Below are 12,895 nucleotides of genomic sequence, written 5' to 3'. Positions count from 1 at the left end.
AGAAACTTTTTTAAGACTACTCTACTTCATAGAAATAGTCGCCTCTACTGGATAATGATCAGAATAATCATCATACGTATATTTTTTGAACCATGATGTAACAGACCACTTTGGAGATTTCACTTGTAATACGTTATTCTCTACGAATGATGGATTCGCATGATCTTTACTCGCAATAATATAATCTAAATGTTCAGCAGGTGCGTCTGGATAATTGTATTTCGCAATACTGTTTGTCGTCGCATCCCAAGTTGCTGTATGTCCTATATAAGATGGAACAGACGCATGTAATGTTTTAAACATCGATGCATACTCTGAATTGCTATTATTCTCAGCATTTATTTTATTTACATTCATATCACCACCAATTAACACATACTCGTTATTTGGTATATTTTTATTTTTAATAAACTCTTGAATTTCTTGTAGCTGTTTTGTACGTACAGATGCTGGCGAAGTATTTCCACACATACTATCTTCAGCTTGTAAATGAGTCCCAATCACATGTACAAAACGATCATTTTTCTTAACTTTTGTGTATACAAATCCTTTATTTGATAAGTTATCTGGTCCACAGCCTTTTTCAAATACATATTGAATCTTTTCAACAATTGGCCATTTACTCACAATCGCTACACCTCCATCTTCAGGAGTCGAAGATGAATAATTTCCTAACGTCTTATCCCACTCGCTTCCACTACTACGACCTAATACTGCCGTTTGATTTGGATATTCTTTCTTCAAATTTCCTAATAAGCGATTTGAAGCACTATTATCAAACACTTCATTTAATATAACAACATCCTGATTCTTTATATAATCTGCCGCTCCAATTAAATCAGCACGCTCATTTTGTCCCCAGTTCGGATATAAGTTTGTTGATAGCATGTACACATTATGCGTCATCACTTTCAAAGTATTATTTTGATTTGTAGACGTTTCTGCTTGAGCTGAAGATCCTCCGTATAAAACTCCTAAACCAATCCCAAAGCTAAGTACACCTTTTAGCAATTTACTTTTCACAATTCATATCCTCCGTTTACTGTATAGTGATAAAAAGGCCAAATACTCTATTCTGAGATTTGACCTTTCTCCAATACTTAACGATTTCCGTACGTATCAAACCAAAGCTGAATGTATCCAGCAGTTACACGTTGCGCTTCCATTAATCGCTTACCAGTCATTGGTGTAACTTCAGCGCGCCATTTGTCGGCATAACTTTGTGATACAGCAGCTTGCACGAACCAACTTTTCGTATTACTATTTACGATACCAGGGAAATCTTGTTTCGCAGCTACCGCAGCACCATGAATCCAATCTTCAGGGTTTATACCTTTCCAATTCCAATATCCATTTCCGTCCGTTACTTTGTAATTATCTTTTATCGTATCTACAAAGTTTTCATATTTAGAATGGAATCCTTGTGGATAAGAAATATTCGTAAAGTTTGCTGCATGCATCGGTTGATTTACATCACCTAAATAATGAAGAGATAACCCTAAATAGAAGAATGCTTGTTTCATATCTTTATTTTTATAAGATTCACCAGCTAATTTAAAATACTTAGCTCCAGTTTCCTTCGCTTGCTTTGCAAGTGGAATGTATGTACTTCCATCGTCTGGATCATAGAAATGTGACGCAAATGTACTATTGTCATAATAAGGATTTTCATAATCAGCAGAATAAATGCCATTTTCTAAATCTGTGCGCCATTCATTTAATAGTGCAACTTGATCTTGTTTTACAATTGTCGTATTACGGGACATAATATCAATTGCACGATTCACGATCCATAAATGAGAATTTACACCTTCTGAATGCTTATCTTCAGCAGACCAATATTGAATAATCTGTACTCTATTCCCACCATCATTTTCATGAGCAAAAGCTACATTTTGTAACGGAGCTACTAACGTAATAGCTGCTGCTAAAGCGAGCACTTTCTTTTTCATCTGAAACCCTCCATTTTATAATTGAGTTATAGTAAATATTTTGTTAGGATCCTACTATGTCTTCTGGTTAACCTATGACTAGAATATCCCACCTTTCATCAAAATTCTATCAATAAATTAAAATATACAAATGTTCATATCACTATAACTTTATACATAGCGAACGTAATGAATGAATGCACTTACATTGTAATACAGTATTGTTAAGCTACTGCAAATGATTGTCTAAACTAATGTAAAAAAAAAGTAAAGCATCCACATGCTTTACTCTTTTTTTCTATTCGATAATATACTTGGCAGCTGTACATTAAATGCCAATTTATGAATAAATCCAAACACTAATCCAATCCCGATAAATATGTATAAGATTGTAAATACCTTTCCAAAATCAGTTTGCGGACTAAAATTTCCATCACCGACAGTCGTCAACGTGACCACACTAAAATATAAAGCATCAAGAGGACGTAATCCTTCAACTGTACTATAAAAAATCGTACCAGATGTTAATGTTAAAAATGTTAATACGAATAATACTTGAAATTCTTTATCTTTCCACGCTCGTAAACAAGCTTTTAGCATCCGTTTCAATGTCAACATAAATGAAAGCATTAGACTTCCCCTTCCAAACAAAATACCTGTAGTTAAAGGAAAGTCTATCACCTTTCTGTATAGAAAAAAAGTAGCCCTCTTCTATTTCTAGAAAAGGGCTACTTTTTACTATTCTCTATTATTTAGGTGAAACAAGAATTTTCACTTGTGTTTTATCTTTTACAAGTGCTTCAAATCCTTCTTCAACAACTTGATCCACTGTGATTTTTTTCGTAATTAATTTCTCTGCTTGAATTTGGCCAGAGCTAATTAATTTAATAACAGCTGGGAAGATATGACGGTATCCAAGAATACCGATAACTTCTTTTTCTTTTAGTACAAGGTTGTTTGGCGTAATTGTCGCATCTTTTTCCCACACACTAACAATTACAGTTTGTCCTTCAAAACTTGTACTTTCAATCGCTTGACGAAGTACTACTTCGACACCTGTTACTTCAAAGCTCACATTTACACCTAAACCATTTGTTAAGTTACGAATTTCTGCTAGTACATCTTGAGTTGCTGGATTTAATACGTAATCAGCACCTGCTAATTTAGCTAGCTCTTGACGTTCTTTAGAAAGTTCCACTGCGATAACAGGAGTTGCTCCTGCTGCTTTTGCTGCTTGGATTACAAGAAGCCCAATCGGACCACAACCAAATACCGCTACAGCTTCTCCCTCTTTTAATTTACTTTGACGTACTGCATGAACTGCTACTGCTGCTGGTTCTACAAGTGCACCTTGTTCATACGTCATTTCATCAGGAATATGGTGGACCATATCTTCTGGTACTACTGTATATTCAGAGAAACCGCCGCCTTCTCCGCCAAGACCGTGGAAAACAAGTTGTTCACAAACATTGTAATGTCCGTGTTTACAAGCTTCACATTTACCACAAGAATAAATTGGTTCTACAACGACGCGATCTCCCACTTTATGAGAAGTAACGCCTTCACCGATTTCAACTACCTCACCACTAAACTCATGACCTAAAATAACCGGTGCTTTTACGTGTGTTAATGGGTGCTCTTCTGTTGGAATAAAAATAGGTCCTGCTAAATATTCATGCAAGTCTGTTCCGCAGATACCACACCATTTAACTTTAATCTTAACTGCTCCTGGTCTTACAGTTGGTTCTGGTACTTCTTCTACTCGTACATCACGTTGATTATGCCAAAGTAGTGCTTTCATTTTATACATCCCTCTCTACGTATATACTTAACCTGGTGAAGTTTACAAATCTATTATAATACTTTTATCCATATATTTCAAAAAAACAATCTCATTTCCACTAAATTTTAACAAATAACGTTCAATATTTTGTCACTTTGTACTTTTTTCCACATCTGTTAATGCTAATTTCATTGCGGTTGAAATTAGCATTATGCCATAATAGCATAGGAGAGGTGAATATCGCTTGAAATATTTTATTTACTTTATTGTTATCGTAGCGTTTTTAGATACATTTTCACAATTACCTATTATGAGCACTTTCGCTCAAAGTCTTGGAGGAACCCCTCTTGTTATTGGGCTAGTTATCGGTATGTACTCATTCGCTAATATGATCGGTAATATTATCGCTGGAGCCGCTGTCGATAAATTTGGTGCAAAAAAAATCCTTTATATAAGCATGGGAATTACGAGTTTCATAGTCTTGTTATACACCGTTGTTCAAAGTGGTGAACAACTATTAGTTGTGCGCTTTATGCACGGTTTTAGTGACGGATTTTTAATTCCTGCTGCCTTTACGTTTTTATCAAAGCAAACGAATTCAGCAAGGCAAGGTAAAGCAATGGCTCTATCTGGTGCCGCTGTTGGAACAGCTGCAATCGTAGGACCTGCTTTCAGCGGCATTATGAAAGCAACAGCTGGTATAGAGTGGGTGTTCATTACTATTTCTATTTTAATGGTCCTTGGTACAATCGTATCTCTATTCTTCTTACCAAATAACGTATCAAGAAAAGATACATCAAGAACACAAATGATGAACAAAGAAGATATGATTGAACTATTGAAATCAGAACCGTTATTACAAGCATATATTGGTGCTTTCACACTAATGTTTTCACAAGGGATTGTCACTTATATGTTACCAGTAAAAGTTGAGGCATTAGCACTTAAAGCATCTACAACAGGCATGATGTTAAGTGTATTCGGAATTACCGCTATCCTCTTCTTCTTACTGCCAACAAATCGCATTTACGATCGATTTAATCGTTCCAAACTAATGCTAATCGGGATTGCAGTAATGGCACTAGCGTTATCTTTACTCGGATTATTTGCAACAAAAGGCATGCTCTTTATCGTTATGATGATTTATGGAATTGGATTCGCTATCCTCTTCCCAGCAATTAATGCTTTACTTGTTGAAAATACAACAGATAGTAACCGAGGGAAAGCATTCGGATTGTTTTATGCATTCTTCTCGTTAGGAGTTGTTGCTGGCTCCTTTACAGTCGGAGCAATCGGGGCATCGCCTAGCGTCAGCTTCGTTATCGGAACTGCATTCTTGTTAACATTTGCTGGAATGATTTTTGTAAGAAGCAAAGTAAAAAAGACAATGATGGGTTAATTCCATCATTGTCTTTTTTTAAAATGCATATTGATATAATCCGTAATATAACGGAAAAGTTGGGATAATGCCAATTAATTTAAATACAAAAGGTAATGGCTCATCTTTCTCTTCATATAATCGTAAAACAAAAACTGCAGTTAAAGTCCAAATGATGCTAAATACGAAGATGCATTGCCAAACGATCGGCGTCAATATTTGTACATCAAAAACAAATCCAAATAGTCCTATCCATGTAATAATAGACACTACAAAATCAAACTTTTGAATCGGTGTTTGAAACATCCCTCTCACTAGCGAAGTAATAGCTAATATCGCTACAATTACCAAATAAATTTTCCACAACATAATGATAATCTCCTATTCAATTCAACTTTTAACTTTCAATAAACCATATTTAATGAATAATATGGCATTATATTTTTCATAGAAATAATACAACGGATAACAAAATAAGAAGAAAATAAGTACGGTTGGTACATTGTCTATAATAGAAAAATGTTTTACTAGCAATTCTTTAATACTCTCTCCAATAATAATAAACAGTGGGATAACACAGATTGCCGCTAATATTAAACATGGTGTTATCCTCATTTCTTTCAGCTTCACCTTACAATGCGGACACCTTAATGAAAAAGGATGTGGGATGTCGATAATATGTTGTGCAGTAATATTCTCTTCACATTGTGGACATGCAATTGTTTCTTTCATTTGTCCCCCCTCCTTTCTACTCATCAAAAAAGAGTTCTATTAAATAGAACTCTTTTTATTGCCTAATATATATTACTTTTGTATATAACCAAATATCAATGTAAATAAACTTGCATATAAAAGCAATACTACTTTCTCCTTTTAAAAAAGAAAATGAATAAATATCGACGATACTTCGACAATTTCCTCGGAAATATTTCTTTTCCACACATAATTTGATACACTACATATGGATAAACACTTGTATTACATAAGCTAAAATAATAACTTAATGTACAAATAAAAGAGCACACTCTTCATATGAAGAATGTGCTTTTATTTTATCCCGCATTAACGTCTAATCCAAACAGCACCTGCAGACTTATCATCTGCTTGTCCAACAACTTGGAATTTAAGGCCAAGGTTTGGAACTTTGCGTCCTGCGTCAGCAATTTGCTTATTACTGTATACCTTTGAATCATCAAACGTTGTAACACCTTGTAATCCAGTATAATTAAACTGTCCTCGTGTAAATGAATTTACACTCCATGAAGGTGTTTGATCAAATGAAAATGCAGCATCTGCAATTTGAATTCCAGTATTACCGTATGCTGGTTTCCCACCTAAATTTCCAACAATCGCTTCTGGATGAGAATCTACAACACCAAGGAAGCCTTCACCTGGATGTAACCCAACCGAGTTATCTTTGAAACTATCATCTGCATACCAAACGACAAGACCTGTATTATATACCGGACCTTTTCCCGCTTTTAATCCATTATCTGATCCAGCATAGTTTCTCCACTCTAGATAATAATAATGGGGTTTCTGTTCTGTCCCATCAGAAACAACGAATCCATTTAACTTCATTTTAGACTGTCCTTCTGCGTCATCTGAAAATACTACTTGTCCATCAACTGTTACATTTACATTATCCATTGCGAAACCTTTATATGTTAAATATGGATCTGTAATATAGTCGAATTGTAGTTTAACTTTCTTCCCTTTAAATTGACTTAAATCGTATGATTTATCAATCCATTTTCCATCTGTTGTATCTTTATCTTTTTGGACTATGTTTTCTCCCAATCTATCAATTAATGTTTTCGTTCCATCTTCAGTTACAGCATGTACTTCGATGAAATCACACTCTGCTTCTAGTTCATAATTCGCTTTATAATCAAATTTCGCATTTGTTCCTTTTGTTAAATCAAAGAATGGTGTTTCTAATGTCGTATGCATATCATCTCCTCTTGTACTATAATATGCATGCTTTCCAAACTCCGGTTTAATTGTTTCAACACTTTTACCTGGTAAGTTAACACGTACGACACCTGGACGATTGGATTTCGTAACACTTTGATCAATATATGTAGGAACGCCTACACCACTCTTAATTTTATCGTAATCTACTTCTAAAATTTTCGCCCAGTTTCCACCCATATTCTTTTGTAAGAAGTCTTTATTTTGTGGTGAAAAACTAGTTGGCTCTGTTCCTGCGATTTTTCCTGTCCAGCTACCTCCACTCATTAATGACCAAGCTTCGACAGGTGATCCCATTCCAGTATAATTCGTATCATACTCATCTGGTAAACCAAGGTCATGTCCAAATTCATGTGCAAACACACCTACTGCACCGTCTTCTGGTTCAATTGTGTAATCATGAGCCGCTACTTTTCCACCAAAGTAATCTACCTTTGATTTTGTACCTTCAATCGCTATTGGACCTGTTGCTAATTTTGAACGATGTGACCAAATCGCATCATCACCTAATTTACCGCCACCAGCTTCTTGACCAACACCAGCATGGATTACCATTAAATGATCAATTACACCGTCAGATTCATTTTGATTACCATCACCATTTGTATCATATCTGTCAAATTGATCAAATTGAGATAAATCTAATCCTTTATCCGCTGCAGCTTTTAATGCTTCTTTCACTAAATCACGCGCACCTTTTGGTCCTTTATTATCGTGACCGCTACTACCATCAGCACCATAATCAGCGGCTTTACCTGGAACAGTTAACCACTCTGTTACATATCCGTCTGTCGTATAACTACCACCAGACTGTTCTTCATAATATTGCTTAAATGTTTTTACTTTCGAACCATCAAATAATGTGTAAGGCTCATTACCAAATAACATTTTTTGATAATGTTCTCTACTAAAGTCTTTCGAATACATATAACCTGGTGTTTGCTCAATATTATTATGTTTATAATCACTAAATTCAACGAGTAACACTAACACTTTATCATTGCGGACAGGTCCACTATATGGAGCTTGTTTCGCCTTAGAAGTTGGAACTTTCCCATCTAATTGCTTTTTATTTGGCTCTGGCTTTTGCTCAGGGCTAACATTTTTTTCAGCTTTCTTTACTTTTTCCTTTTCTTCCATCTTCTTCTCTTTTACCTTTTTCACGAAATCAGATGCTTCTTGATTCGCATCGGGAAGAATTTCTTTATTCGCCTGATCCCCTTGTTTCTTTTCAATATATTGCTCTACGGCCTTTTTTGTCTCTTCTTTAGACGATGCTGGATTAATTGTTCCTCTTTCTTTCAGCGCTTCCGCTAAACGATCTTCTTGAATTAAGTTATGATCAATTGGCGTTGTAGACACACCTTCTTTTGCTGACGTTTCTGCATATGCTAACGGAGCACTCATTACAGCTGAGCATCCGATGAGTGTTGCGATCGTTAATGATGACAACACTTTAAATGGCGCTTTTTTTCTCATTTTAATCATCCCCTTGTATCAATCTTAAACTTCAGATAAAAATATGTAATCTATCCTCCCTTGTATAATAAAAGACATGATTCTATAAGAAATAAGCTTTCTGTTATAGAATCATGCCCTCCAGTTTTCTGGTCAGACCCTCTATCTTTTTATGTCGAAATGTGAAAAATAAAGAGTGATTTGTATATATTAAATAGCTTATATTAAAAATTTAAAAGACAATATGCACAATTGCATGAAAATTCTTTCAAACGAAAAAAGAACCCAAGTTAATTAAACTTGGGTTCTCCATTTCGTATTATTTCTCTTGTGTTTTTTCCCAATCAGCTAAGAATTTCTCAATTCCTTGATCTGTTAATGGGTGCTTCACTAATGAAGCGATTACGTTTGCTGGAATTGTTGCAATATGTGAACCGTTTAATGCTGCTTCTGTTACGTGAACACTATGACGTACAGATGCTGCAATGATTTCTGTTTCAATGCCGTGAATTGCAAAGATTTCTGCGATTTGGCGAATTAAGTCCATACCGTTATGACCGATATCATCTAGGCGACCTAAGAACGGTGAAACGTATGTCGCACCAGCGCGAGCTGCAAGTAATGCTTGCACTGCTGAGAATACTAATGTAACGTTTGTACGAATTCCTAAATCTGAGAATGCTTTTACTGCTTTTAAGCCTTCTGTTGTCATTGGAACTTTTACAACAACATTTGGAGCGATTTTTGCTAACTCTTTTCCTTCTTCAATCATTTTATCAGCTTCTAAGCTAATTACTTCTGCGCTTACAGGTCCTTCAATAAAGCTGCAAATTTCACGAATACGCTCATGGAAATCTACGCCTTCTTTTGCTACAAGTGATGGGTTTGTCGTTACTCCAGCTACTACGCCTAATGCATTTGCCTCTTTAATTTCGTTAATGTTTGCTGTATCAATAAAAAATTTCATTTGTTATTCTTCCTTCCTAATTTTCATTTTATATTTATTTATTTTTTCTTAATAAGCTCTAATTCAATCGGAATAAATTTGTCCACTTTTTTACCTTGTGTTATCTCTTTTGCTGTTTCCATCGCCTTCTCTCCGATTAATTCCGGTTTTTGAGCGACTGTTGCTGCCATACGCCCATCTTTAACCGCTTTTACAGCATCATCCGTTGCATCAAACCCAACAACGACTACATCCGTTTTACCAGCAGATTTTAATGCCTCAATTGCGCCTAATGCCATTTCATCATTATGAGCAAATACCGCTTTAATATCGCTATTTGCTTGCAAAATATTTTCCATAACGGATAACCCTTTTGCACGATCGAAATCAGCTGCTTGTTTTGCTACTACTTTTAAAGACTTATCAGCTACGTTATGGAATCCTTTCCCACGCTCACGAGCAGCAGACGATCCAGGTATTCCTTCTAACTCAGCGACATTTGTTCCTTCACCAACTACTTCCCGAATGTAATCACTAGCCATTTGACCACCTTCTACATTGTTGGAAGCTATGTGAGAAACAACTTTACCTGAATTTGCAACTCGGTCTACTGTAATAACAGGAACATTGGCCGCATTGGCTGCACTTACCGCTGAAGCAACAGCATCTGAGTCGGTTGGATTAATAACAATTACATCGACACCTTTTTGAATTAAATCTTCAACATCGTTTGTTTGCTTCGCTGCATCATTTTGTGCATCAACAGCAATTAATTCAATGCCGCTATCTTTTGCTTTCTTTTCTGCACCTTTTTTCAACGTGACGAAAAATGGATTATTTAAAGTTGAAACAGAAAATCCAACTTTAATAGTTTTATTTCGACCTTTATCGCTAGAATCCTTTGCCCATTCTGGTGGCTCCATTGAACAACCAGCAGTAACTACCATGATGCATGCAACGAGTATCAGTAACCATTTTTTCATGAATTGCCCCTCCATTACGCTTCTTTTCGACGATCAATTAGTACAGCTAGTAAGATTACAAGTCCTTTTACAACTTGTTGGAAGAAAGAAGATACACCTAATAAATTTAAACCGTTATTTAGTACACCAATAATAAGCACACCGATGAATGTACCAACAATCCATCCTCTTCCACCTGAAAGACTCGTTCCTCCTAACACAACTGCAGCAATTGCATCCAATTCGTAAGAAGTACCAGCAGTCGGCTGTGCAGAATCTAACCTTGATGTTAAGACAATACCTGCAAGCGCTGCCAAAATTCCGGAAAGACCGTAAATCATTACTTTAATTCTCGTAACATTAATACCTGATAAAGCTGCCGCTTCTTCATTTCCACCAATCGCAAACGTACGGCGACCAAACGTTGTTTTCTTTAAAATAAAGTACAGTACTGCAAAAGCGATCATCATTGTAACGGCTGGCACAGGAATACCAAGGAAATAACCACGGCCAAACATTTGGAACATTAAATGATCACCAAGACCAGTGATCGGACGTCCGTCCATATAAACAAGCGTCAACCCGCGAAAAATAGTCATTGTTGCTAAAGTTGCAATAAACGGAGCTACTTTTCCCTTCGCAATAATGATACCGTTTACAATCCCCATTGCAAGACCTGCTAATAATCCAACTGCCATTGCAAGGAACGGATCCATGCCACTTGCCATCATTCCGGCAACAAGTGCACTTGATAATGCTAAAATAGAACCTACCGATAAGTCAATACCCCCTGTTAAAATAACGAAGGTCATTCCGAATGCAATGAGTGCATTAATCGATACTTGGCGCAGTATATTAAATAAATTTGGAATTTCAATAAATGCTGGATTTAAAGCTGTAATTACCACGATAATTAATACTAACCCAATTAAAGAACCAAGTTGTTGTAATACATTCCCCTTCTTAGCCATATCTTACTCTCCCCCTGTAGCTAGTGCCATAATAGACTCTTGCGATGCCTGATCTTTCTCTAAAATACCACCGATTTTCCCTTCATGAATAACGAGAACACGATCACTCATTCCTAAAACTTCTGGAAGCTCAGACGATACCATAATAACGGCATCACCCTGCTCGGTAAGCTTATTCATAATAGAGTAAATTTCTTTTTTAGCCCCAACATCTACACCTCTTGTTGGCTCATCTAAAATGAGTAACTGCGGATGAATACCTAACCATTTTGCAATTACAATCTTTTGCTGATTTCCACCAGAAAGAGATTTGACAGCTTGCTCTCCGTTTGCTGCTTTCACATTAAGAAGCTTCATCATATCCTCTGTAAATTGCCGTTCTAAACCTTTATTAACAACGCTTCCCTTTGAAAGACTTTCTAAATTTGGTAAAGCTAAATTTTCACGAATCGAAAAATCTAACACAAGCCCTTCAGATTTTCTATCCTCTGTAATAAAGGCAATTCGTTGTCTAATCGCATCAATTGGACTATCAATTTTTACTTCTTGTCCATTCATAAAAATTTTTCCTGAATCGAGCGGTTCATATCCAAATATTGCTTTCATAATATCCGTGCGACCAGCTCCCATCAAGCCCGCAACACCAAGGATTTCACCTTTTCTAACTTGAAACGAAACATTTTCAAATTTCCCCTTTTTCGTTCCGTTACGCATTTCAAAAATCACTTCGCCAATTTGACTATTTCGCTCTGGATAACGTTGACCAATACTGCGCCCCACCATCATGCTAACTACTTCATCAAATGATGTTTCCGGAATTAATCTCTTCCCTACATATTCTCCATCACGCAAAATCGTAATGGCATCACATATTGAAAAAATCTCTTCCATCCGGTGTGAAATATAAACGAATGAAACGCCCTCTTTACGTAATTTATTAATAACAATAAACAGCGTTTCAATTTCGCGATCTGTTAATGCTGCTGTAGGTTCATCCATAATAATAACGCTTGCCTTTGTCATTAATGCTTTAGCAATTTCAATAATTTGCTGTTGTCCAACAGATAATTCACCTGCTAGCATAGCACCTCTCACATGTAGACCAAGATCTGCTAATTGTTGCTGGGCAATCGCATTCATTTGACGCGTACGTAAAATGCCCGTTTTCCCATACATTAACTCTTTGCCAAGAAACATATTTTCAGCTACCGTTAAATTCGGTAATATGTTCAACTCTTGATGGATAAATGCAATACCATACTCTTCAGCTTCTTTCGCATTTTTAAAAGTTCGTTCTTTCCCATCAATCATGACTGTTCCACTGTCTTTTTTATATACACCTGTTAAAATCTTCATGAGCGTCGATTTCCCCGCTCCATTTTCCCCCATCAATGCATGGACTTCTCCTGTTTCAATCATAAACTGTGCGTTTTTTAGAACAGGATTACCACTGAACGCTTTTGAAATGTTCTTCATTTCAATATGCATTCTC

General features: G+C 36.1%; 12 protein-coding genes. 1 reads left to right on the top strand and 11 read right to left on the bottom strand.

Annotated features, from left to right (window positions below; genetic code table 11):
- Positions 1–21: 21 nt before the first annotated feature.
- From sph to bdhA, 4 genes are all read right to left on the bottom strand, one after another.
- A complete protein-coding gene (sph, locus tag AC1DKZ_RS20035) occupies positions 22–1,023 on the bottom strand; it encodes a sphingomyelin phosphodiesterase (RefSeq protein WP_476996922.1) in 1,002 nt (333 codons plus the stop codon).
- Between the two features lie 77 nt (positions 1,024–1,100).
- Positions 1,101–1,952 (bottom strand): phospholipase C, encoded by an 852-nt coding sequence (gene cerA / locus AC1DKZ_RS20030; RefSeq protein ID WP_219300165.1) that lies wholly within the window; start codon positions 1,950–1,952, stop codon positions 1,101–1,103.
- Positions 1,953–2,216: 264 nt separating this feature from the next.
- Positions 2,217–2,561: a potassium channel family protein gene (locus AC1DKZ_RS20025; protein ID WP_476996921.1), complete on the bottom strand. Its 345-nt coding sequence runs from the start codon at positions 2,559–2,561 to the stop codon at positions 2,217–2,219.
- 118 nt (positions 2,562–2,679) lie between these two features.
- Entirely contained in the window at positions 2,680–3,732 is a 1,053-nt protein-coding gene (gene bdhA, locus AC1DKZ_RS20020; RefSeq protein WP_000645834.1) for a (R,R)-butanediol dehydrogenase, read from the bottom strand.
- A gap of 226 nt (positions 3,733–3,958) precedes the next feature.
- Here bdhA and AC1DKZ_RS20015 point away from each other — a divergent pair, with 226 nt between their 5' ends.
- A complete protein-coding gene (locus AC1DKZ_RS20015; RefSeq protein WP_060751624.1) occupies positions 3,959–5,113 on the top strand; it encodes an MFS transporter in 1,155 nt (384 codons plus the stop codon).
- A gap of 18 nt (positions 5,114–5,131) precedes the next feature.
- On the opposite strand, the gene AC1DKZ_RS20010 is transcribed toward AC1DKZ_RS20015, so the two are convergent.
- From AC1DKZ_RS20010 to rbsA, 7 genes are all read right to left on the bottom strand, one after another.
- Positions 5,132–5,461 carry a hypothetical protein gene (locus AC1DKZ_RS20010; RefSeq protein WP_063225703.1) on the bottom strand — a complete coding sequence of 110 codons (330 nt, stop codon included), beginning with the start codon at positions 5,459–5,461 and terminating at the stop codon, positions 5,132–5,134.
- Positions 5,462–5,482: 21 nt separating this feature from the next.
- Complete coding sequence (locus AC1DKZ_RS20005; protein WP_002029794.1) at positions 5,483–5,824, bottom strand: hypothetical protein; 342 nt, start codon at positions 5,822–5,824, stop codon at positions 5,483–5,485.
- Between the two features lie 330 nt (positions 5,825–6,154).
- A complete protein-coding gene (gene inhA2 / locus AC1DKZ_RS20000; RefSeq protein WP_476996920.1) occupies positions 6,155–8,545 on the bottom strand; it encodes a M6 family metalloprotease immune inhibitor InhA2 in 2,391 nt (796 codons plus the stop codon).
- Positions 8,546–8,843: 298 nt separating this feature from the next.
- A complete protein-coding gene (fsa, locus tag AC1DKZ_RS19995; protein WP_000667669.1) occupies positions 8,844–9,491 on the bottom strand; it encodes a fructose-6-phosphate aldolase in 648 nt (215 codons plus the stop codon).
- A 38-nt stretch (positions 9,492–9,529) separates the two neighbouring features.
- A complete protein-coding gene (rbsB, locus tag AC1DKZ_RS19990; RefSeq protein ID WP_002090926.1) occupies positions 9,530–10,453 on the bottom strand; it encodes a ribose ABC transporter substrate-binding protein RbsB in 924 nt (307 codons plus the stop codon).
- Positions 10,454–10,467: 14 nt separating this feature from the next.
- The gene (locus AC1DKZ_RS19985; protein WP_001074640.1) at positions 10,468–11,403 is read right to left on the bottom strand and encodes an ABC transporter permease subunit; all 936 of its coding nucleotides are present in this window, start codon (positions 11,401–11,403) and stop codon (positions 10,468–10,470) included.
- Between the two features lie 3 nt (positions 11,404–11,406).
- Entirely contained in the window at positions 11,407–12,891 is a 1,485-nt protein-coding gene (rbsA, locus tag AC1DKZ_RS19980) for a ribose ABC transporter ATP-binding protein RbsA (protein WP_476996939.1), read from the bottom strand.
- Positions 12,892–12,895: the final 4 nt, after the last annotated feature.

The sequence above is a fragment of the Bacillus sp. 05T21 genome, from assembly GCF_056396785.1.
This window is presented reverse-complemented; position numbering and strand designations above follow the sequence as displayed.